We start from the raw sequence: 20,960 nt of genomic DNA, 5'->3' as shown, positions 1-20,960 counted from the left end.
CAAGATGAATTTACCCGTAGGCAAGCGGCATCAAGTTTAGGGAAAATAGCTGAAGATAATCCCACTGCGATCGCGGCATTAGTGGAGTTAATTCGGGATTCTCAAGATGAATTTACCCGTAGGCAAGCGGCATCAAGTTTAGGGAAAATAGCTGAAGATAATCCCACTGCGATCGCGGCATTAGTGGAGTTAATTCGTGATTCTCAATCTGAATATACCCGTAGGGAAGCGGCATCAGTTTTAGGGAAAATTTTAACAAAATCTGACAAGATGACGGCAGTTGTCACCGCTTTGAAAAATGACTTATCAGATGAGGCTTACAAAGTTATCTGGCACTGCACCCAAACTATGACTTATCCAGCCTTTTATCAAGCTTGGCATAGTGACTCATTCCCACTTCAAAATTGAAAAACTCAACTTACTGATATTCATTCCATCTTTTTATTCAGTGCTATTTAAAGCTGGATTAATGAGATTAACTGAGGGATTGAAAAAGCGATCGCATTCTCTCAAATTCTCTCAAATTGGGTGCGATGTCTACGACGGGCTTTGCCTACGGTTTTTATAAGTAGTCCAATCAAAAATCTGAATATCTGTAATCCAGTCTTAAGTATAATTATTTTATAACTTTCAGTACGTTTACAACCCCATGATCAAACCCGCCGATGTCAGCACCAAACGCTTAATCAGCCTTGCACCTGATAACTGGGTAAAATGGGTAACGCAAATTCCTGATATTGTTGCTGGCGAAATTCTCAACTCAGAATTTCAGTGGATAAGTCGAGAAAGTGATGTTTTAATCCGTGTCGAAAGTCCCCAACAGGGAAAATTTCTCGTTCTTAACGAATTACAACTCCGCTATAAACCAGAAATGCCGCGCAGGATGCGTGCATACACAGCACTTGCAGAAGAAAAATATAATTTGCCAACGTATCCAGTACTAATTAATATTCTCAAGGCAAGTGACGCTGAAATACCTACAAGCTACGCATTAAATATTGCTGGTTTACATGCTATTCAAGATTACCGTGTCATTAACCTGTGGGAAGTTGATGTAAACATTGCCTTTGCACAACCATTACCATCACTACTTCCATTTGTACCTATCCTCAAAGGAGGTGATAACGAGTCTACAATTCGGGAAGCCTTGCAAATCTTACGTGCAGATGAACAATTGAATCAACTAGAAACAGTATTAGGATTTTTTGCTACGTTTGTATTAGATAGTGCAATAGTTCAGCAAATTTTGAGGTGGGATATGGCACTTTTAGAGCAGTCGCCTTGGTATCAAGAAATTTTTAGCAAAGGGGAAGAACGAAGAGAAGCACGCGGAGAACTGCGAGGAAGAAAGGAAGAGTTATATTCAGGGATTGAATTGGCATTAGAAATTAAGTTTGGCAATCAAGGTTTAGAATTGATGCCGATAATCTCTCAAATTACGGATTTGCAGAAATTAAAAGCAATTCAGCAGGGAATTAAAGCTGTAAATACAGTCAATGAATTACAGCAAGTTTTGTCAACAAACTTGACATGAAACACCAAAAACATAACCCCTCTCCGCCACCGGAAAGGGGTTAATCACTGCCGAAACTCAGCACTATATTGTACAGACGCGATGAATCGCGTCTCGATTCAGCAATCTCTAATAAGCATCTTGCAACTCGTAGAAATCAGGCGAGATGTAATCTTTCCGCAAAGGCCAACCTACCCAATCTTCCGGCATCAAAATCCGTTTGAGATTTGGGTGTCCTTGGTAGATAATGCCCAACATATCGTAAGACTCGCGCTCCTGCCAATCTGCCGTCTTCCAAATCCAGTACACAGAAGGGACTACGGGATTTTCCCGTGGTAAGAACACCTTTAAGCGTACTTCTTCGGGGCGATCGCTATTATCACCGACTTTAATCAAGTGATACACACTCACTAATTCCTGTCCTGGGCCAAGGTCAACACCGCCTTGAAACTGGAGATAATTAAACCCATAGGCATAAAGGGCTGTAGCAGTAGGAAGCAAGAAATCTGGCTCCACCTTAATTATCTCTACACCATTCTTGTCTGGTGCTAAAAACTCATGGTCAAAATCATTTTCCGTCAACCACTGAGAAACTTTACCGGCTTGTACCAATGACTCTGCTTTGGCTGCTGGTACTGGTTTAGACTCTTCTTCGTCTTCTGCTACTGGTTGAGATTCTTCAGCCACGGGTTTAGATTCTTCTTCAGGCACGGTTTTGTTCCTCCTTTTGCGCCTTTGCTGTTTGCAGTGCAGGTGGTATCGGCATACCGATCGCTTCCGTCAATTCCTTCGGTGGTACAGAGCGAGTTTCTGACTGCAAATACTTACCAGTTAAGATTTCCTCTACTGGCTTCAAATTATGAGTCGTGCTGTAGTAGCGGTGGGTTTGCTTAATTTTATACCGCTCTTGCATCGATTCATTGGAGATTTTCTTCCGTAGCTTAATGATTGCGTCGATAATTGCTTCTGGACGGGGAGGACAACCAGGCAAGTACACATCCACAGGAATCAGTTTATCAACTCCGCGCACTGCTGTGGGGGAATCAACGCTGAACATCCCGCCAGTAATTGTGCAAGCTCCCATTGCAATTACATACTTCGGCTCTGGCATTTGTTCATAAAGACGTACCAGTTGGGGGGCCATCTTCATCGTAATAGTCCCTGCCGTAATAATTAAATCGGCTTGGCGGGGGCTAGAACGGGGAATTAATCCAAAACGGTCAAAGTCAAATCGGGAACCAATTAAAGCTGCAAACTCAATAAAACAGCAAGCAGTACCAAACAGCAACGGCCACAGACTAGAAAGCCGCGCCCAGTCGTAGAGATCATCAACCGTCGTCAAAATGACGTTTTCTGAAAGGTCTTGAGTGATTGTACTCCGCTCAATGGGGTTGATGATTCGCTCTTTGTCCTGAGTTGTTAAGTTAGAATTCAAGACCATTCCAAAGCTCCTTTACGCCATGCGTAAACTAAGGCGACTACAAGAATTGCAATAAAGACTAGCGCTTCAATAAATGCTAATAGTCCCAAACGGTGGAAAGCTACCGCCCAAGGATACAAGAATACAGTCTCCACATCAAAGATGACGAAGACTAGAGCAAACATGTAGTAGCGGATATTGAACTGAATCCAGGCTCCCCCAATCGGTTCCATGCCAGATTCATAAGTGGTGCGCCGTTCTGGACTGTAACCACTGGGTCGTAAGAGCTTGGATGCTGAGAGCGCTAAGGCAGGTACTAGGCTACAGATTATGAAGAAGCCTAGAAGGTACTCGTAACCGCTGAGGACAAACACAATGAGTATCTACCGCTTATGGAGTATTTTAAGCAGGGAGTGGGGAGTGGGGATGAGGGAGCAGGGGGAGATTAGGGAGACTAGGGAGACAAGGGGGACAAGGGCGAACTATTGAATAAGTCTCTCCCTTGTCTTCCCTCTCTTCCTTGTCTCCCTTGTCTCTTCTCCATGCCCAATGCCCTGTTTGGCCAATGCCAATGCCCAATGCCCAATCCCATTGAATTACGTTACTTTCTTTTACATTATATCTGTTTGATTTTTCTGAAATCTGGGAAACAGACGCACTTCAGGTATTTGATTCGCTTTTGCTAGTGATAGAAAAGTCTAACAGTTATGTCATAATTTTTAACGTATATTTAAGATTTCTCCTCTGTGAGTCCTTAGCCATGAGCGAACCAGCTGTTGAGACTACGGTGTTAGATTGCTACGAGTGTCGCGCCTGCGGTTATGTTTACGAACCTGAGAAGGGAGACGACAAGGATGATATTCCTTCAGGGACATCCTTTGCAGAACTGCCCATAAATTGGCGCTGTCCAGTTTGTGCTGCTAAGAAAACCGCTTTTGCCAACATTGGCCCTGCGGGTACTGCATCCGGCTTCAAAGAAAATCTCGGTTACGGTTTAGGTGTCAATAACCTAACGCCAGCCCAAAAGAATATCCTAATTTTTGGCGCTTTGGCTCTTGGCTTCTTGTTTTTTATCAGTCTCTACGGCTTACAATGACAGCCGTTAAGCAATTTAAAATTCAAAATCTACGCATTCAAAATGAAAAACCCAGGATTACCCAGCATTTTGACTGCTAACTCTATGCAAGTTAAATGTGGAACGGCTGATCTCGGAAATAGGGAACAGGTGACAGGTGAGAGGAACAGTGAGCTATTGTGTAATTAAAATCACATAAATGTGTCGTTTTACCAGTTCTGTAGAGCGGCCATAGTATAAGGTAAACCTTTTAGACAACACCTACAGAAATTTAGAAACAAATAAGAAATACTGATGCATTCAATTGTGAAAAGTTGGCAACGAATAGCTGCCTTGTTGATAGTAGTCCTGATGTGCATAGGTTGTAGCAAAATCCCCTCTGTTAGCTACAACCCCTGGAAAATCATTTCTGTGCCAACAGACTCGAATCTATTGGATATTGCTTTTACTAATAACCCTGAGCATGGCTACTTAGTGGGTAGCAACGCCACCCTGTTGGAAACCAATGACGGTGGTAATACCTGGAAACCAATAATACTGCAACTAGATGAGCAGAAGTATCGCTTTGACTCAGTAAGTTTTGTCGGTAAAGAAGGCTGGATTGCCGGAGAGCCTGGACTGTTGCTGCACACTATTGATGCAGGTGGTTCTTGGTTGCGTATTCCCCTGAGTGAAAAGCTACCAGGTAGCCCGATCGCAATTAAGGCACTGGCAGACAAGACAGCTGAAATGGCTACTGGTGTCGGAGCCATATATAAGACCACAGATGGCGGCAAAAACTGGAAAGCGCAGGTGGAATCAGCAGTCGGTGTGGTGCGTAACTTGGAACGTTCTGCCGATGGTAAATATGTTGCCGTTTCCGCTAAGGGTAACTTCTATTCGACTTGGGAACCAGGGCAAAATGCTTGGGTACCCCATAACCGTAATAGTTCTCGGCGGGTAGAAAACATGGGTTTTGCTGATGGTGGGCAGTTGTGGATGCTAGCTAGGGGAGGTCAAATTCAGTTTAGTGACCCCACAAAACCAGAAGAATGGCAAAAGGCAAAATATCCAGAGTTATCCACCAGTTGGGGTTTACTGGATTTGGCATATCGCACACCCAATGAAATTTGGATAGGTGGCGGTAGTGGTAATTTGCTACGGAGTCCTGACGGTGGCAAAACCTGGGAAAAAGACCGTGCAGTGGAAGAAGTTGCTGCTAATTTGTACAAGATTGTTTTCTTAGAGCCAGAACGGGGATTTATAATTGGCGATCGCGGCGTTTTGCTCAAATATCTACCAAACCCGGAAACAATTTCCCCCGCAGAGGCGGCTTAGTGAGTAAAAGGGAGTAAGGAGTAGAAAAGAAGCAGGGGGCAGGGGGCAAGGGGGAGGATAAAAAATTACTTTTCCCCTCTGCTCCCTGCTTCCTGCCCCTTTGCCTCTTGCCAATACCCAATTTCTGAGAAGAACGTTGCAACTTGTAACTCTTTCTTAACTTTGTAGGATAATAAACTCAATAACACTCTATGTGAAGGTAGGGATACTAAATGTCAGGTACCACTGGAGAACGTCCGTTTTCGGACATCATTACTAGCGTTCGTTACTGGGTAATTCACAGCATCACCATCCCAGCATTGTTTATTGCAGGTTGGCTATTTGTGCAAACTGGGCTGGCTTATGATGCTTTTGGCACACCTCGTCCCAATGAGTATTTCACACCAGCACGGCAGGAAGTGCCAATTGTGAAGAACCGTTTTGAAGCTAAAAAACAAGTTGAACAATTTATCGAAAAGTAGTTTGAGATCATGACAAGCAGCAACAACATCAATCAACCAGTTACCTATCCAATTTTTACCGTTAGATGGCTGGCAGTTCACACTTTAGGTGTACCAACTGTATTCTTTTTAGGTGCGATCGCCGCAATGCAATTTATTCACCGTTAGGAGCAATTATGGTAGAAAGATCCCCCAATCCCAATAATCAGCCGGTTGAACTAAACCGGACTTCTTTATACCTGGGATTACTAATGATTTTCGTTCTGGGTATTCTGTTTTCTAGTTACTTCTTTAACTAATTAGAAGTACTGTTGTTAATCTTGGTTTATGAAAGTGTGTTGATTTGTTGTTAAGGGAGGAGAGAAGCTGTGTCTGGAAGCGGGAGAATTCCCCTGTGGGTCGTCGCTACGATCGCAGGTTTAGGTATAATTACAGTCCTGGGCATTTTCTTTTATGGTGCCTATGCCGGACTTGGTTCTTCGATTTAACTTAGTTTGAACCGAATACTATAAGTTAGAATTTTCTAGCATTTGTAGAGAAATCAACGTTAAAAAACCGCCTGTCTCATAAAGACAGGCGTTATTAATTTTGGTCAATAGTCTAGAAACGTATCCGACAGAATTGATAACTCTCGCTTGTCCGAAAACTTGACTAATGAACGCCACTTGCTTCTCCCTTTGGGAGAAGAGGAGCCACTACGCCCTGGTGACAAGAGTTGTAACAAGTGGCGTGAGACGCTCTTGCTAGATGGCTTTTGAGCAGGGGTACAACTCTGGAAACCAGAGCAACGCAGTGGCTCCTAATGACTACATCAGTTAAATATCGCTGATATCGTCGCTTTCAATGTATATAAATAGAAACGCGAAGACCACACCTGGCAAAACCCAACCAATTATGGGAATGAAGATAGAAGGCAAGTACGAAGTACTAGCCAAGATAGAAGGCAAAAAAGAAGCTGCCATAGTAAAAGTTCCTATTAAATAACACTACAATTCAAAATGAGCTTACTGCAAATTCTGCCAATATTTTTGAAATTCTAAAGATTTTTAACACAGCCCATATTCGGAGATGAGGAACAAGACACGAAGAGATGGGGATATCTGACTGTTCACGTTATAGGGAGAAATCCTCATTTGTTCCCCGCTCATTATAGATTCGGACATATTGATAAAGCCAGTGCTGACCGAATATTATATGATCCGGTATACAATCTATTTTCTGAGGGGTCATGCTTAAAACTGCTGAAATTCATTTGCAATAAACATTTTGGCAGTTTTTGACTTTTGAATGAGTGAATGAGTGACTTCCCCGTACCCCTCCGGGGAAGCAAGCTACGCGTAGCGTCTCCTAGAGTTGGGGCTGACTCCTCTTTTCTCTGGCTTTGTGAGAAATCCGCGCCAAGAAGAGATCCGCCAACCCTTTTAAAAAGTGGGCTTTTAAGATTCCCCCTTTTTACAGGAGGGTTAGGGAGGAGTGCGCTTCGCGCACGCTACGCGAACGAGGTTTCAGGTTTTCAATGCGTAAGTCCTGATTCAATAAAACATCGGTAATGCGTTCGCCTCTGGCGTTGGCGAAGCCATCGCTCTATGATCCGGTAAGTATCGTCTAGGCAAAGACATGGCACTCATAACAGATTGACGGATGACGGAATTACTCAATGGCATCCGGCATTCTTGGCATTAGGACGAACATGAAGAGAATGTGCTACTAAATACCGTGGATTTTGTAAAAGGTATAAACCAAAGCCGAAGCCAGAGAAACGCTACCACTGGGGAAGCAATCTGCTACCAAAAGTAGTGAAGCATAAACACAAAAATAAATCATCCCCTGGTAATTATGAAATTACCTTGGGATGATTGGGAAGTTGCTGATTCGGAAGTCATCAAGATAGTCCTTAAGTTTGTAATGGCTAACTGCTACGACCCCTATTTAGCTATGGAGTTATTCACGTAATTACGAATTCACCTCGGGTAATCGACGCCGTGCCAGGAAATCGAAACCGATGTCGCTTTTTTGTGCATCAATTTAAAGAGGCGAATCGAACGCTACAAGGTGTGGAAAAAGGCTTTTGACATGAGGAACGGTCTGTGGTAAATTCAGACGGATAGTTTGACCTGGTAAAATCGCTCTCTAAAAATAGAAGCGAGAAGCCTTAGAAGCCTTTGGTTAGCGAGAAGCCTTAATCAAAAGGTTCCAAAATGTGATCACGTTAAGCGGCAGTGCGGATTGAGCCTTGTGTTGTGGCCCCCGACTTCCTTGATCATCATTGATAACTCCGCCTCTCAAAATGTACTCCTCTGATTCGGAGAGTTCAGAGAACATTTCCTCGGGACTCGGACTCAAAGACTGCTGAGTATTTACAGTTTTGGCGGATACACTCAAAGGCTTTTGTTTTTGGTTGAACATCTTCATTTTTTCCTTCAAAGTTTTCAGGATTACGCGAAGACTTAACACATTAGCTCAAGATAGTCATTGCGAGCGCGAGTTGCGAGCGCCTAATCTAAAGCAATCCCAGCCTTGATGAGATTGCTTTTATTCTTCAGTCCACGAACGCAACGCAACGCTTTGAAATATCATCCTAATCTATAGGACTCATATTTGATTTTTGAAATATACATGGTGTGCGTTATGCCACTGTCTAATGCACCATCTAATGGTTCTAGTGCGTTACCCTAGGCAATAATACACCCTACACAGGAGATTTTTCAAAAATCAAATCGGATTCCCTTATCCCTCTTTTGTCACTTTCCGGGAGGACGATTGCTAGAAGCCTTATGAGGCAATCAATACAAGCTATACTATTAGAAAAAAATGGGTCTTGTATTTGTTATTAGAAAAGAATCGCGCGATCGCTTGCTATACAAAAGCTCTAGAATTCAAAAATGGCAAATGTTTTCGGAGAGTGACAGAAGAGGGTTATGTTTTTCACCCTAGATTAACAGTACTAACATGAGACTCCAAACATTTCCGAATCCGTCTTAAAAATTAACATCATGACTCCAAACATTTCAGACAATATTTTCTATTAACAAAGGTTAAAATCAAATATCGCTCAGGGGTGGGAATTAGAACGCCCAAAAATTCATCTGATCACTCCCAATGCAGAGGTGAACAGAGGCAACATTCGGTTCAGCTAAAACATCGGTGATGCGATCGCCTCTGGCGTTGGCGAAGCCATCGCTCTATGATTCGGTAAGTATGGTCTAGGCGAAGATAGATTATGACGCAAACAATTTCCATCAACGACTCTGGGCGCTTGCAACTCACACCGCTAGAAATCCCATCCCGTCTGCTCTTGGGGCCTGGACCCTCCAATGCCCATCCTACAGTTCTCCAGGCGATGAATACTTCACCCGTTGGGCATCTTGACCCAGCTTTTCTCGCACTCATGGATGAAATTCAGTCGTTGCTACGCTACGTATGGCAAACTGAAAACCCACTTACCATTGCAGTCAGCGGTACGGGAACAGCCGCAATGGAAGCAACCATCGCCAATGCCGTTGAACCCGGTGATGTGGTTTTAATTGGTGTAGCTGGTTACTTTGGTAATCGCCTTGTGGATATGGCTGGACGTTATGATGCCGATGTGCGAACCATTACCAAACCTTGGGGACAAGTTTTCAACCTCGATGAACTCCAAACTGCCTTAAAAACTCATCGTCCAACTATTTTAGCTCTAGTTCATGCTGAAACCTCCACTGGCGCACGTCAACCATTGGAAGGGGTCGCTGATTTGTGTCGTGAATTTGGGACTTTGTTACTAGTGGATTCAGTCACAAGTTTGGGTGGTGTCCCCTTGTTTTTGGATGCTTGGGGAGTTGACTTAGCTTATAGTTGTAGCCAAAAAGGGTTGGGTTGCCCACCTGGTGCTTCGCCTTTTACAATGAGTCCGCGTGCAGTTGAGAAATTGCAACAGCGCCAAACAAAGGTTGCAAACTGGTATTTGGATATGTTGTTGCTAGGCAAGTATTGGGGATCTGAACGCACCTATCATCATACAGCACCAATTAATTTATACTATGCATTGCGGGAAGCACTACGTTTGCTTGCAGAAGAGGGGTTAGCAAACTCCTGGCAGCGTCATCAAAAGAACGTAGAATATCTCTGGCAAGGGTTAGAGAACTTAGGACTGAGTATGCACGTTGAGCAGGAGTATCGACTACCAACGCTTACCACTGTCTGCATTCCAACAGGGGTAGATGGTAAAGCGATCGCTCGGCAGTTACTCAATGAACATAATATTGAAATTGGCGGTGGTCTTGGCGAACTCGCTGGTAAAGTTTGGCGCGTGGGATTGATGGGCTTTAATAGTCGTAAGGAAAGTGTTGACCAACTTTTAGCAGCACTACGGCAGGTTTTACCTAAGTAGTTTTGGCGTAATTTGGTGCGTTAACTGTCTTCGTAACGCACCTGAGACAAAAGGCGTAGGCGTAGCCTGCCGTAGGCATCGTCCTAACATTGTTTAAGAATTAAAAGAAAGCTGATACTTCACATTTACTTGCTCTTTTTACTTATGCCAAAAAGTAGAGAAAGGGCAGGTTAATTTTTGCAAATCGATACAATTGCATTGTAAACCAATGCAATGCCAATGTAAATCAATACAATAGCAATGTAAGTCAATACAATGACAATGTAAGTCAATACAATGCCAATGTAAGCCGATACAATAGCAATGTAAGTCAATGCAATCGCATTGCAGGTCGATACATTAACAATTCAAGAGATTGGGTTAAGATGGCACGGCAATACAAAGTCCGACTCGTTCACATTTTGTGAAAAACATCGGGAGAATATATCTGTTGAGTATTCCTCACGAACTTCACTGCGACAAAAAACCAACAAACAGCAGAGGCAAGAGTATTAGGAGAGACACAATCAAGACGAGGGTTGCCGGCTCGATTTTAATGTGATTCTTCTGTGGATCGCGCATTTGGCACTCTCTCGAACAATAAGTATATTAACTTAGTCTAAAGAATGTTTACTTCTTTTTCCAAGCCCAATGAGGTTTAGAAGTGTAAACTTTTTAGCTATTCCAGCCCATTCAACTTGCAGATTTTTGACCTTAGTAACTTTATCGCCCCATCTGCTTATTTCTTCCAAGGTAGTTTAGTCCCCATTTCAGTCAATGCAGAAAGGATGAGATAGAGGACGAGTAACCCAGCACCCGCAAAGAAAGCCAGTAAATCGTTATCCATAAATGCTGTTAGCTAAAACTTCGCTAATCATAGCGGAATCACCTAATCTTTAGCGTTTTTCTGAGCCTGCAATCTTTGGTCTTCTGGGTGCAAACTGTACCAGCCATACCAGTGACGAACTGCTAGCCAAATGGCTGAAAGCAAACCCGCTAAACTGTCGTTTAACTACCATTAGCCAACATTTTTAGTTGGGCACCTAATGGCCTGGTGATCCGAGAAATGATCGATTATCGATCTAGTGATATGTTTTTCAATTTCGATCCAAACAATTCCGCCGGAATTAATCTGATTCGACAAGTGTACGATTCTGCGATCGCTCAAGATTTTGCTTCTTCTACCCTGATATATCAGAGAAACGATAACACACTTAGACCCAGTTTTTACCGAGGCAGCCGCTACGGATATATCACAGAACACTTTCTTGATCGCCGCCACCAGTATAGAACTCAGCAACGCACTGTGTCACAGCTAACATTAGTGCCTCTGGGCCAACTAGAAAACGAAATTCAACGCGATAAAAAAACCTAAAATTATTTCCTCAACTTCGATAGTGTGGACTATTTCGAGGTCACATGGCGGCTGATTGCTGTATAATTTGTCTATTCTTGCTTCTGAGTTGCGGCTGAGTCTAATGCATAAGCTAACTTCATTCATTCCTAACTAAACAATGATGGCACGCATATACCTCGCTATCCTTGAACGGGTTTTCCTTACAAATACTGTTCATATAAACAAGCAAAATTATGAAACTTTTTAAATTAGTAAGCACGTTCCTGTTAACAGGAGCATTTGTAAGCGCTCAAACTATTATCAGCATAACTTTTTCACAGCCTGCTGCCTCACAGTCCACTAATCGCAGTAAAGCGATTGAAGTACCATTTAAAATTTGCAACTCATCCGAAACATGGGTGCGTCCTACTAAAGCAGAACAAATGAAGTTTCTGTCGTCGATGAACGCAAGATATAATGATCTGACTAAGAACCCTGAGCGTTATGAAAGATGGTTTAGCTATAATATTTATTCGTTTACAACTTTTGGTGGTAGTTCGTTTTTTGATTATCATTATCTTGCGGGTTTATGGACACCCAGCGGTAATCATGAATGGCAATGTGGTGAATTCTCAAGGAATAAAATTAACACTGGAGAGATAGCTGAAGTCTGGGTTTTGCTGTACAGAGTAATAAGTATTAAGTGGGTAGGCAATCACTATCTTATGGTAGTTAAGCCTACAAAAAAAGGTCTTCAATATATTCAATTATCTAGACAAGAGCATCAGGATTCACTTCCATTAAAAGTCGTTACTGAAGACGGTAGTGAGATAAAAGTGTTACCCTTATCACCCAAAAGGTCGTATTATTAGGACTTAGGCATCGTACATAAGTACTATACGCAATTTAAGAAACCTCTTGCATAAATGCTTAAATTATCATATTGAGCGGAGTGATACATCTAGCGAGATTCTTCTCTCCACCGCGTTCTGCTCAGAATGACATACCTGATTTTGGGACTTTTACAAGAGGTCTAAGTGTTTCAGCTATGTTTAGCATCTAGCGATGTCTACGACGGGCTACGTCTACGGAAATAAGCGAATAAATAAGGGTTATGCGAAGCGCCCGAAACGAACAAATACCGTTAAACATATTATGGCTAATTTGTACAGTGCGTAAGTCCTAATTTAATCTCATCAGGTTCAATACTACTGGCAAAATTAGCCGGAGCAAAGTTAGCAATTGCTGTGAGGCGGAAGTTAGATAGCATCTGTCCTGCTGCACTATAAACCCAGCGAGGCCCGCCTCTAGCTTGATAGGTGACTCGAAAGGTAGTTTGTTCCCCTAGTTGCAACTGGAAGGGAAAGCCATAGTCTCCCGGATTGGTTTGTTGTAACCTAGTACCGTCACGTTCGATTTTATAGCTAGCAAGCAGTGTATAACCGTTGGGTGGCGGTGCTTCAAAGAAAAAATTATTAATATCCTTGAGTTGGTTAACTACTTTATAATCGCCAGTATAATTTGCCCGATAAATTGAGCTACGACCTGGAACATCTACACTTTGGTCAAGCTTGACTTGAATTTGCGAACCAGCCAACGTCAAGAAGCGGTTGATGTCTCGTGTCTCATTTACCTTGGCAACGGATAATGTATAGGAATCTGATTTGATTGCGTGAAAAAATCTAAGTACCAGCTTTGGTGCGTTAGGATGGAGTCCGTAACGCACCAAAGCATAAAGGACGGTGCCGTACTTTTAAGGACTATTATTCGAGAGAAATCTTCTCTTCATTCTCTTGCTTGGTTGTAGTTAGAAGAATTACTCTTTACCCCGAACTATTTAGGGAATACGAATTAGCAATGATCGCCAACTGGGCGCGGTTCCTGCAATCGAGCCGACTCAGCAAATGTGTCACATGAGTCTTCACTGTGCCTTCAGTGATAAATAACTGCTCGGCGATCTCTCGATTTTTGTCTCCATTAGCAATCAACTGCAAAACCTGCTGCTCTCGCCGCGTCAGTATCTCCAATTTTGGCGAAGCGGTTGGTTTAGCGATGCCCAAAGAATTTTTCATCAGCTTGTCCAACAGCCCGGGAGCCAATTGAGCATAGCCAAGACACGCCAGCCGAATTGCTTGCACTAGCTCATCTATGGGCATGTCTTTCAGCAGATAGCCTTTCGCACCTGCCTGGATCGACTCGGCAACATACTGGTCATCGTCAAACGTGCTAAGTATGAGCACTTTCACACTGGGAAATTGTTCGCAGATCGTTCGTGTTGCGGCTCTCCCATCCATTAATGGCATTCGCACATCCATTAGCACCAAATCAGGCTGGAGGGCTGCGACCTGCTCGATCGCCATCTCGCCATTACTGGCAATCCCCACTACCTGCAAATCTGACCACAATTCCAACATCGTTTTCAGCCCTTGGCAAATCAGGCTTTGATCATCCACTATTAACATACGAATCATAAATCAACTAGCTAGACGACATTTCGGACACACTTAGTTGTCAAAGGTACTTCCACCCCAATTTGACAGCCCTTTCCTGGTTCTGTCTCCGGGGTGAATGTGCCCCCTAGTGCAGCGATTCGCTCCTGCATTCCTTGCAGTCCAAATCCTGTCCCAATGGAGCTACCTGATCAAACCCACATCCATTGTCTACAACCCTCAGCCGCAGGATTTCGGATTTTGAGACTCACGCCCTGGCTTAATTAGCAACGAAATTAATCAGGGTTTCAGCCGTCGTTTTGAGGACTGACAATCATCACCAAAGAGCGCTCACTCAACAAGTCCACCCAGAACGAAAGTTCTTCAAAGGCAGATGAAAAGCTGATTTTGGGAGATTAGACCTCTTGCAAAAGTCAGGGATGGTGAAACTGATGGTTTTTTTCCAGGCGATCGCGTTTTTGCAAAAGCTGTAGTGTTTACATCACCAGAAAAAGGAGTTTGATATGCTCAAGCAAATCGGATGTCATTTCTGACTCTATCTTGCGCGTCAATTGGATTTCTTCACTTTGGTTTGTCGCTGGAGACTCACTGGAAGTCTGCAATCTTTCAATGCAGAGCAAATCTTAATCTAATGGTAGTCATAACAAGCCTAAATGAACAACTGAACTGAGTAAAAAAAGGGAAAATAGAAGTAAAATCAAAAACCCGGTCATCATGACCGGGTTTTTGAGCGGAAACAATGGGGCTATATTCCCCGAAGGTTTGTTATAGAGGTTCAGTATAATATCGATGCTCTGATATGTACTACCACCCCGACGTTATCGATTCCGGAAAATTCGCGAATAATTTTTGAGTTGTCTTTCTTTATCTTCCAAAATACGGCAATCGACTGGTAGCGTGAGCATGTAGGATTGAGAAATATTAATTTTCTGACTTTTGCTGATGAATAATGAATTTGGTAGCTGGCAAGAGTGGCTAACAGTATTCGCCTATCTAGGTTTCACGGTCTTTATTATCTGGCGCGTGTTTACCGCCGAGAAGAGTTAAAAAAGCTGCATATCATCTCACCAGGGTCTTTTTGCTCAAAAGGCAAAACAGTCTCACCTTGTTGAAGCTTGACTCGTTTACGACAATTGTAGACCTCGGTCGGTCTTTTTACTCCATCCACACTAACGGCTGCTCTGTATTCCCAATAATTTTTAGCACTTCGGTTGATACTGAGAATGCAAATCTGGTGGCGTAGGTGTAGCCCGTTGTAGACATCATAATTGCGGCATACAGATGCAAAAGCCGGATCTACCACAGTTAAAGATAGTATTAATAGCAACACAAATGCTATGTATTTAATCCTGTTCATAAAAAATTATTTAACATTACATTATTTAGAGCAGTAGCAGAAAAGCTCACAATACCATAGGTGCTATGTTTCGCTAAAGTTTACTAAGCTAAGTTGAACCATGCTCAAACACCTCCTCAACTTTGAGGGTAAACATCTAGTGCGTCCGTTCATGTACCATACCCTAATATCAATTCGTAATACCTTACGGGAAGCCGCACTTCCTGCGTCTACATAATAGAGAAAGCCAGATTACATCTGGCTGGGTTTCCACCATTTGTATCTGTAGTCTGATTTTAGAGAATTGATATAACATATGTGCAAAAAAAGTCAGTTTTAAGGACGATAAAATTGCGATTAAAAACAAATTTTGAGCACTCTGCGATTGTACGCTGTTTTGCGGCAGTACTGCTTTTCGGTCAAGTGTGGCTACATTTACTCCAAGGAAAAACGTACTACCGCAAGATTCTGCAACATATGGTGACTGCTGGGCCAGGTTCTATCTCTCCAGTTCTCCTTGTCAGCTGTTTTGCAGGAATGATTTTTACTATTCAGATAACCAGGGAATTAGCCCGATTTGGGGCTATCAATGCTGTGGGAGGTGCTTTTGCCTTAGCTTTTTGTAGAGAATTGGCTCCAATTTTGACCGCTAGTATTATGGCGGGACAAGTCGGTTCTGCTTTTGCAGCAGAAATAGGTGCAATGCAAGTCACAGAGCAAATTGATGCACTTTATATGCTCAAAACTGATCCAATCGATTATCTAGTACTTCCTAGAGTAATTGCTTGTAGTTTAATGGTGCCTATGATGACGATTTTGGGTTTAGTAACTGGCATTATCGGCGGAGTTTTTGCTGCCTCATACTTTTACAAAATCATTCCAGAAACATTTTTAGAATCAGTCAGAAATTTTTTAGAACCGTCAGATTTGTTTATTATTTTGCTAAAAGGGTTTATTTTTGGAGTGCTGGTTGCTGTCATTGGCTGTAGTTGGGGGTTAACTACTAAGGGGGGAGCCAAGGAAGTAGGAGAATCAGCAACAAAAGCAGTTGTTACTAGTTGGGTAGCAATTTTTATCATGGATTTTTTCCTCTCTTTACTGCTGTTTGAACAACTTACATTTTGAACCCAAGCAAGAATTGAAGAAGATTCTCGACTTGTTAAAACAGTCGAGAATTTGAGGCAAAAATAAATCTTTAGGTAAGCAATATCGGTTCTGAAGCAACATCGATAGCGTCCCTTGCGCGTCTGCTAAAGAAGCGTAAAGCCTTCTCTAGCAGACGCTTCGTCAACGGCATGGCTTCTCTACCAGACGCTACGCGTAGCTTGCTTCCCCGTTCGCGTTAGCGTCTTTGTTGGCGCAGCCTCTCCGTCAGAAGAAGGAGAAGGGGTACGCTTAGAGCGAGTCTTCTTCCTTCGCTTAGAGTGGGTCATGAGCGTCACAGCCCGCCACAGGCATCGCTATCTTTTTTAGGTATACTTCATGACGTTAGCGGGATTTGAGAATATATTAACTTGCAGATTAGCGCACCCAAAGCTAAACCTGTCAATGAAAAGATAGACGCAGTTGAAAAGGCTAGCCCTTCCCTAAGACCCGCTCTTTGAAAGTCTATCCTGACTAATATAGTCGCTGAAATGATGAGTAAGGTATCAAGAAATACCCCAAACCAGGCAATCATAATAAAAAACAAGAAAGCTCCTAAGACCGCAACGCCGAAAGACCTGGTATTTGATTTAAGCAAAATACTGAAGTAATATGTCATTTTCGGCCAAGGAGCGGTCAATGTTACTATTAAAAGCAAGATAGCAACTACAGTTACCAGCCACACTAACAGAGAAGCATGTGTTTCAGATATTACCCAGCCCAAAGTACTGTAACTAAGCAGTACTAGCGCCAGGGACACCCAAGGAACTCTTTTCAAAATTGACATGGGTTGATATTCCTAGTACAGGGTCAAGGTATTATTCCATTACTGAATGTTATAACTCACCGTTCGCACCCATAGGATTTGACTAAGAAGAATTATCCACCAAGCCGCTATAAATATCAGGTAACAGAGTGAGCAAACTAATAATTTTTTGCTGTAAGTGAATTCCTTACCAGGCGAGGGAACTGAAGAAAGTGATCCTATTATTAATTAAGGCAGATTCTTATAACTATTGACTAATAGCTAAACAATCATTTTCTGCCCACCAAGCGTAGATCGGCGTGTTGCGGTCTGGTAAACTGCCAAAAGTATTAGCTTGTAGCACATTTATGCTAATGCCATTTGTTAATTCCACAACATAATTAACGTGTGTGCCCAAATACATAACATTGACAAGCCGTCCTTCAAAGCAGTTAGCTGGCAAATTGGGTGGATAAAGCGAAAGCTGTATTTTTTCTGGGCGCACGCACACGATCACAGCTTGTGATAATTCAGATGGTGTATCTTCAGCGCGGCTAATGACAATTGAGAGTCCCGTTTTTGTCGAAATATTAACATTAGAAGAGTCTACCGCTACGATTTCACCGCTGAATAAATTAGTATCGCCAATAAAATCAGCAACAAAAGATGTGCAGGGACGTTCGTAAATTTGGCTGGGAGTGCCAACTTGTTCAATTTTGCCTTGGTTCATCACGGCAATGCGATCGCTCAAAGACAATGCTTCTTCTTGGTCGTGTGTCACCATCACAAAGGTCAATCCTAAGTCTTTGTGTAAATTTGATAACTCAACCTGCATTTCCTTACGTAGTTTTAAATCTAACGCCCCTAAAGGTTCATCCAGCAGTACGACGGTGGGACGGTTGACTAGGGCCCTTGCTAAAGCAACTCGCTGCTGTTGACCACCAGAAAGTTGATTGGGAAAGCGCGATCGCAAACTTTCCATTTTTACGAGTTTTAAAGCTTCTTGAACTCTAGCTTCAATTTGCGATTTGCGTATTTTTTTTAACCTCAGTCCGAAGGCGATGTTATCCCAGACATTCAGGTGGTTAAATAGAGCGTAACTTTGAAATACAGTATTGACGGGTCGGCGGTAAGGCGGCACATTAGTCATAGACTGACCCTGAATCAATACCTTGCCAGCGTCAGCGATTTCAAACCCAGCAATTAAGCGCAGTGTTGTTGTTTTACCACAACCGGAGGGGCCTAAAATACTAAAAAATTCTCCTTGCCTGACATCCAAGTCGATTCCATTTACTGCTGGTTCTTGATTAAAAAACTTGAAGACATTACGCAGTTCAACATCAAGTGGCTGAAAAGTTGTTATCCCCCTCTGATTCTGCATGACAATTTGAGCCATAATCCTTAGTAGAATGCCGTGATCTTACGTGATGTCAGTAGTCTATTGGGCAGACTAGATTTAACACTTTGGTTTATTGTATCCGCCAAAAACAATTGTTCAAGAATATACTCGCCTGATTCTTTCATACCCATTACGGGGAATGAATTTATAGTTACTATATATACTTATCCAAGTATTTTTCCATTCTTTGATTCAGCCAACATGCATTAAAATTGCAGATTAGCAATTGCTAAAAGGCTTGCTAGGATTGCATTTATTCATTTTGAATTTTTAATTGTTTATGTCTTTATTCTCGTCGCTTGGCAGCAAAAAAGATACACGCACTGTTGGACGTGGTTTTCAATCAATATTTTTAATCGTATTTACCCTATTAATCACCACTGGTATTGGGGCGCGTTTGGCATATTTGCAAATTGTTGAAGGGCCAAAACTCCGGGAACGAGCCGAAGCAAACCGAATTCGGATGATTCTCAAACAACCGGAACGCGGCAATATTTTTGACCGAAATGGCAAACTTTTAGCTAGTACTCGCTATCCTAGCTCTGTATATTTGTGGCCGATGGCACATACGAAGCCTTCCTGGTCAGTAGTCGGCCCGCGTCTAGCGCAAATTCTCAACATTCCCCAAGATGAGATGGAAAAGAAATTAGAACAAGCAGGTGCTAATTCTTCTTCACTCATCCGAGTTGCTCGTGATCTAAATGAAGCACAAATCACGGCATTAAAGGAGTATAAAAATGAACTCCCAGAAGTGGAAATCAATACAGATTCTGTGCGTTATTATCCCCACGGCAAGGAATTGGCACATGTACTAGGTTATACGCGGGAGTTGACCGCCGACCAGTTAAAAGACAAGAAGCAGTCAGGTTATCGGCTAGGAGATGTAATCGGTCAGATGGGGGTGGAAAAGGCTTATGAGAAAATACTGCGGGGCGAATGGGGCGGTCAGCGGGTGGAAGTAGATGGTGCGGGTAGACCAATCCGGGTTTTGGGGGAGAAACAGGCAAAAGCTGGTAACGATTTGCACCTGACCATAGATTTAGATGTGCAAAAGGCAGCCGAAAAAGCTTTGGGAAATCACCGAGGTGCGATCGCCGTAATTGATCCGAATAACGGTGCTGTTTTAGCACTGGTATCTTACCCCACGTTTGACCCAAATATCTTCTCCAAACAAAAACTCTCCCAGAAAGATTGGGAAAGCGTTCAAGGTAAAGATCATCCCTTAATCAATCGTGCCCTGAGTGCCTTTCCACCCGCCAGTACTTTCAAAATTGTCACTACGACAGCTGGACTAGAATCAGGTCAATTTTCTCCTGACTCAGTATTACAGACCTTTGGTTCCCTGACTGTTGGGGGGGTGACTTTTGGTGAGTGGAACCACGCCGGATTCGGGCCATTAGGATTTCCCAGAGCGATCGCTATGAGTAGTGATACTTTCTTCTATCAAGTTGGTAGAAAAGTCGGTGGCCCAACTTTAATCGAATGGAGTCGCAAATACGGATTTGGTCAAAAAACTGGCATTGAATTTTCCAACGAAGAATCAAAAGGCTTGGTTCCAGATGAAACATGGAAGCAGAAAGTTTTGAAAACGCCTTGGACTGTAGGCGATACCATTAATATGTCAATTGGTCAAGGCGCTTTACAAGTAACACCCCTACAATCGGCGATTATGTTTTCTGTCCCTGCTAATGGTGGGTATCGAGTTCAGCCACATTTGCTCAAAGACAACGAAGAAGCAAAAAGTTGGCGATCATCGTTAAATATGAAGCCGGAAACTATCAAAGTTCTCCGCGAGGGACTGCGGAAGGTGGTGAGTGAGGGTACAGGTAAGCGCTTAGATGTGCCGACAATTGCCCCAGCGTCTGGGAAGAGTGGCACTGCTGAAGCTGGTGGTGGTCGCCCAAATCATACTTGGTTTGGTGCTTATGCCCCTAGTAATAAGCCGGAAATTGTGGTTGTCGCCTTTGGGGAAAATACTGGCGAGCATGGTGGTACTGTTTGTGGACCGATGGTTTTACAAGTGCTAGAAGCTTATTTTCAGCATAAGTATCCTGGTAAGTATAAAAAACCTCAGCCTGAGCCATCAGAAGCTAAAACTCAGAATTCAGGACATGTGACTGGAGACTAGTACCGCAAGGCGGAAGTCAAAAGTCAAAAGTCAAAAGTCAAAATTAACAACCTCATAAATAAATTTAGGCGATGCACTGAGCGGCTTGCCCTGAGCGGTGTCGAAGGCGTCTTCGCCTAAAGGTATTTCCCTGACTAAGAAAGCCATGAAGCAAGTCGAGTCTAGATTGCAGCGAAATCCACTTCTGCCCAAATGGGATATCTTGATTCAACCACTTTATACCAATTTTATATGAAGCTGCATATAATGGAGAAAAGAAACTCGATAAATTAAAATAGCCATGAGCCGCCCTTTTAAGATTGAAATCGCA

General features: G+C 42.9%; 24 protein-coding genes and 1 pseudogene. 13 read left to right on the top strand and 12 right to left on the bottom strand.

What is annotated here, in order from left to right; translation table 11 throughout:
• On the top strand, positions 1-408 hold a 408-nt coding region (locus V7K48_RS25280; protein WP_335076481.1), incomplete at its 5' end, for a HEAT repeat domain-containing protein.
• 241 nt (positions 409-649) lie between these two features.
• A complete protein-coding gene (locus tag V7K48_RS25275) occupies positions 650-1,534 on the top strand; it encodes an Rpn family recombination-promoting nuclease/putative transposase (RefSeq protein ID WP_335076479.1) in 885 nt (294 codons plus the stop codon).
• Between the two features lie 108 nt (positions 1,535-1,642).
• On the opposite strand, the gene V7K48_RS25270 is transcribed toward V7K48_RS25275, so the two are convergent.
• From V7K48_RS25270 to ndhC, 3 genes are read right to left on the bottom strand one after another with little or no spacing between them, the layout of a single operon-like run.
• Positions 1,643-2,200 carry an NAD(P)H-quinone oxidoreductase subunit J gene (locus V7K48_RS25270; RefSeq protein WP_442949474.1) on the bottom strand — a complete coding sequence of 186 codons (558 nt, stop codon included), beginning with the start codon at positions 2,198-2,200 and terminating at the stop codon, positions 1,643-1,645.
• Between the two features lie 16 nt (positions 2,201-2,216).
• Entirely contained in the window at positions 2,217-2,954 is a 738-nt protein-coding gene (gene ndhK / locus V7K48_RS25265) for a photosynthetic/respiratory NAD(P)H-quinone oxidoreductase subunit K (protein WP_335076474.1), read from the bottom strand.
• Positions 2,945-3,307: a photosynthetic/respiratory NAD(P)H-quinone oxidoreductase subunit C gene (gene ndhC, locus V7K48_RS25260; RefSeq protein WP_334976995.1), complete on the bottom strand. Its 363-nt coding sequence runs from the start codon at positions 3,305-3,307 to the stop codon at positions 2,945-2,947. The genes ndhK and ndhC overlap by 10 nt, the downstream gene beginning before the upstream one ends.
• Before the next feature lie 386 nt (positions 3,308-3,693).
• Between ndhC and V7K48_RS25255 the strand changes: the two genes are divergently transcribed.
• The 6 genes from V7K48_RS25255 to V7K48_RS25230 all read left to right on the top strand — a co-directional run bounded on the left by V7K48_RS25255 (position 3,694) and on the right by V7K48_RS25230 (position 6,253).
• On the top strand, positions 3,694-4,029 hold the full coding sequence (locus V7K48_RS25255; RefSeq protein WP_334976997.1) for a rubredoxin: 336 nt from the start codon (positions 3,694-3,696) through the stop codon (positions 4,027-4,029).
• Positions 4,030-4,302: 273 nt separating this feature from the next.
• The gene (locus V7K48_RS25250; RefSeq protein ID WP_335076472.1) at positions 4,303-5,325 is read left to right on the top strand and encodes a photosynthesis system II assembly factor Ycf48; all 1,023 of its coding nucleotides are present in this window, start codon (positions 4,303-4,305) and stop codon (positions 5,323-5,325) included.
• Between the two features lie 212 nt (positions 5,326-5,537).
• Complete coding sequence (gene psbE, locus V7K48_RS25245; protein ID WP_334957992.1) at positions 5,538-5,786, top strand: cytochrome b559 subunit alpha; 249 nt, start codon at positions 5,538-5,540, stop codon at positions 5,784-5,786.
• A 9-nt stretch (positions 5,787-5,795) separates the two neighbouring features.
• Positions 5,796-5,933 (top strand): cytochrome b559 subunit beta, encoded by a 138-nt coding sequence (gene psbF, locus V7K48_RS25240; protein WP_174708531.1) that lies wholly within the window; start codon positions 5,796-5,798, stop codon positions 5,931-5,933.
• Positions 5,934-5,941: 8 nt separating this feature from the next.
• Complete coding sequence (locus tag V7K48_RS25235; protein ID WP_322670285.1) at positions 5,942-6,064, top strand: photosystem II reaction center protein L; 123 nt, start codon at positions 5,942-5,944, stop codon at positions 6,062-6,064.
• 69 nt (positions 6,065-6,133) lie between these two features.
• Positions 6,134-6,253 (top strand): photosystem II reaction center protein J, encoded by a 120-nt coding sequence (locus V7K48_RS25230; RefSeq protein ID WP_012411803.1) that lies wholly within the window; start codon positions 6,134-6,136, stop codon positions 6,251-6,253.
• A gap of 327 nt (positions 6,254-6,580) precedes the next feature.
• On the opposite strand, the gene psaI is transcribed toward V7K48_RS25230, so the two are convergent.
• The 3 genes from psaI to V7K48_RS25215 form a co-directional block, all read right to left on the bottom strand.
• Positions 6,581-6,727 (bottom strand): photosystem I reaction center subunit VIII, encoded by a 147-nt coding sequence (gene psaI / locus V7K48_RS25225; RefSeq protein WP_335076469.1) that lies wholly within the window; start codon positions 6,725-6,727, stop codon positions 6,581-6,583.
• A gap of 570 nt (positions 6,728-7,297) precedes the next feature.
• Positions 7,298-7,429 carry a hypothetical protein gene (locus tag V7K48_RS25220; protein WP_335076467.1) on the bottom strand — a complete coding sequence of 44 codons (132 nt, stop codon included), beginning with the start codon at positions 7,427-7,429 and terminating at the stop codon, positions 7,298-7,300.
• A gap of 502 nt (positions 7,430-7,931) precedes the next feature.
• Positions 7,932-8,177 (bottom strand): hypothetical protein, encoded by a 246-nt coding sequence (locus tag V7K48_RS25215; RefSeq protein WP_335076465.1) that lies wholly within the window; start codon positions 8,175-8,177, stop codon positions 7,932-7,934.
• 808 nt (positions 8,178-8,985) lie between these two features.
• On the opposite strand from V7K48_RS25215, the gene V7K48_RS25210 reads away from it, so the two are divergent.
• The 3 genes from V7K48_RS25210 (at position 8,986) to V7K48_RS25200 (ending at position 12,321) form a co-directional block, all read left to right on the top strand.
• The gene (locus V7K48_RS25210) at positions 8,986-10,134 is read left to right on the top strand and encodes an alanine--glyoxylate aminotransferase family protein (RefSeq protein WP_335076463.1); all 1,149 of its coding nucleotides are present in this window, start codon (positions 8,986-8,988) and stop codon (positions 10,132-10,134) included.
• A 1,045-nt stretch (positions 10,135-11,179) separates the two neighbouring features.
• Positions 11,180-11,488, top strand: coding sequence for a hypothetical protein (locus tag V7K48_RS25205; protein ID WP_335076461.1), 309 nt, complete (start codon positions 11,180-11,182; stop codon positions 11,486-11,488).
• Between the two features lie 215 nt (positions 11,489-11,703).
• Positions 11,704-12,321 (top strand): hypothetical protein, encoded by a 618-nt coding sequence (locus V7K48_RS25200; protein ID WP_335076459.1) that lies wholly within the window; start codon positions 11,704-11,706, stop codon positions 12,319-12,321.
• 314 nt (positions 12,322-12,635) lie between these two features.
• On the opposite strand, the pseudogene V7K48_RS25195 reads toward V7K48_RS25200, so the two are convergent.
• The 3 genes and pseudogenes from V7K48_RS25195 to V7K48_RS25185 all read right to left on the bottom strand — a co-directional run.
• Positions 12,636-13,091, bottom strand: a pseudogene (locus V7K48_RS25195) (hypothetical protein); the annotation flags it as partial.
• Between the two features lie 181 nt (positions 13,092-13,272).
• Positions 13,273-13,920 (bottom strand): response regulator transcription factor, encoded by a 648-nt coding sequence (locus V7K48_RS25190; RefSeq protein ID WP_335076457.1) that lies wholly within the window; start codon positions 13,918-13,920, stop codon positions 13,273-13,275.
• Between the two features lie 1,006 nt (positions 13,921-14,926).
• Positions 14,927-15,256 carry a hypothetical protein gene (locus tag V7K48_RS25185; protein WP_335076455.1) on the bottom strand — a complete coding sequence of 110 codons (330 nt, stop codon included), beginning with the start codon at positions 15,254-15,256 and terminating at the stop codon, positions 14,927-14,929.
• Between the two features lie 330 nt (positions 15,257-15,586).
• Here V7K48_RS25185 and V7K48_RS25180 point away from each other — a divergent pair, with 330 nt between their 5' ends.
• Positions 15,587-16,360: an MlaE family lipid ABC transporter permease subunit gene (locus V7K48_RS25180; RefSeq protein WP_335076453.1), complete on the top strand. Its 774-nt coding sequence runs from the start codon at positions 15,587-15,589 to the stop codon at positions 16,358-16,360.
• 355 nt (positions 16,361-16,715) lie between these two features.
• Here the strand turns inward: V7K48_RS25180 and V7K48_RS25175 are convergent, their stop codons facing one another.
• Positions 16,716-17,165: a hypothetical protein gene (locus V7K48_RS25175; RefSeq protein ID WP_335076451.1), complete on the bottom strand. Its 450-nt coding sequence runs from the start codon at positions 17,163-17,165 to the stop codon at positions 16,716-16,718.
• 226 nt (positions 17,166-17,391) lie between these two features.
• Complete coding sequence (locus V7K48_RS25170) at positions 17,392-18,519, bottom strand: ABC transporter ATP-binding protein (protein ID WP_335076449.1); 1,128 nt, start codon at positions 18,517-18,519, stop codon at positions 17,392-17,394.
• 283 nt (positions 18,520-18,802) lie between these two features.
• On the opposite strand from V7K48_RS25170, the gene mrdA reads away from it, so the two are divergent.
• A complete protein-coding gene (gene mrdA / locus V7K48_RS25165) occupies positions 18,803-20,650 on the top strand; it encodes a penicillin-binding protein 2 (RefSeq protein WP_335076447.1) in 1,848 nt (615 codons plus the stop codon).
• 64 nt (positions 20,651-20,714) lie between these two features.
• Here the strand turns inward: mrdA and V7K48_RS25160 are convergent.
• A partial coding sequence (locus V7K48_RS25160; protein WP_335076445.1) for a hypothetical protein occupies positions 20,715-20,960 on the bottom strand: 246 nt, incomplete at its 5' end.

The organism is Nostoc sp., assembly GCF_036919615.1.
GTDB lineage: Bacteria > Cyanobacteriota > Cyanobacteriia > Cyanobacteriales > Nostocaceae > Nostoc.
The sequence above is the reverse complement of the archived record's forward strand: the minus strand, read 5'-3'. Positions and strand labels throughout refer to the sequence as shown.

Bases quoted from the DNA above. Each gene is read 5' to 3' on its own strand.
- V7K48_RS25275 (WP_335076479.1), top strand. From the start codon at position 650: ATGATCAAACCCGCCGATGTCAGCACCAAACGCTTAATCAGCCTTGCA.
- ndhK (WP_335076474.1), bottom strand. From the start codon at position 2,954: ATGGTCTTGAATTCTAACTTAACAACTCAGGACAAAGAGCGAATCATC.
- V7K48_RS25255 (WP_334976997.1), top strand. From the start codon at position 3,694: ATGAGCGAACCAGCTGTTGAGACTACGGTGTTAGATTGCTACGAGTGT.
- V7K48_RS25250 (WP_335076472.1), top strand. From the start codon at position 4,303: ATGCATTCAATTGTGAAAAGTTGGCAACGAATAGCTGCCTTGTTGATA.
- psbE (WP_334957992.1), top strand. From the start codon at position 5,538: ATGTCAGGTACCACTGGAGAACGTCCGTTTTCGGACATCATTACTAGC.
- psbF (WP_174708531.1), top strand. From the start codon at position 5,796: ATGACAAGCAGCAACAACATCAATCAACCAGTTACCTATCCAATTTTT.
- V7K48_RS25235 (WP_322670285.1), top strand. From the start codon at position 5,942: ATGGTAGAAAGATCCCCCAATCCCAATAATCAGCCGGTTGAACTAAAC.
- psaI (WP_335076469.1), bottom strand. From the start codon at position 6,727: ATGGCAGCTTCTTTTTTGCCTTCTATCTTGGCTAGTACTTCGTACTTG.
- V7K48_RS25220 (WP_335076467.1), bottom strand. From the start codon at position 7,429: ATGCCATTGAGTAATTCCGTCATCCGTCAATCTGTTATGAGTGCCATG.
- V7K48_RS25215 (WP_335076465.1), bottom strand. From the start codon at position 8,177: ATGAAGATGTTCAACCAAAAACAAAAGCCTTTGAGTGTATCCGCCAAA.
- V7K48_RS25210 (WP_335076463.1), top strand. From the start codon at position 8,986: ATGACGCAAACAATTTCCATCAACGACTCTGGGCGCTTGCAACTCACA.
- V7K48_RS25205 (WP_335076461.1), top strand. From the start codon at position 11,180: ATGATCGATTATCGATCTAGTGATATGTTTTTCAATTTCGATCCAAAC.
- V7K48_RS25200 (WP_335076459.1), top strand. From the start codon at position 11,704: ATGAAACTTTTTAAATTAGTAAGCACGTTCCTGTTAACAGGAGCATTT.
- V7K48_RS25190 (WP_335076457.1), bottom strand. From the start codon at position 13,920: ATGATTCGTATGTTAATAGTGGATGATCAAAGCCTGATTTGCCAAGGG.
- V7K48_RS25185 (WP_335076455.1), bottom strand. From the start codon at position 15,256: ATGAACAGGATTAAATACATAGCATTTGTGTTGCTATTAATACTATCT.
- V7K48_RS25175 (WP_335076451.1), bottom strand. From the start codon at position 17,165: ATGTCAATTTTGAAAAGAGTTCCTTGGGTGTCCCTGGCGCTAGTACTG.
- V7K48_RS25170 (WP_335076449.1), bottom strand. From the start codon at position 18,519: ATGGCTCAAATTGTCATGCAGAATCAGAGGGGGATAACAACTTTTCAG.
- mrdA (WP_335076447.1), top strand. From the start codon at position 18,803: ATGTCTTTATTCTCGTCGCTTGGCAGCAAAAAAGATACACGCACTGTT.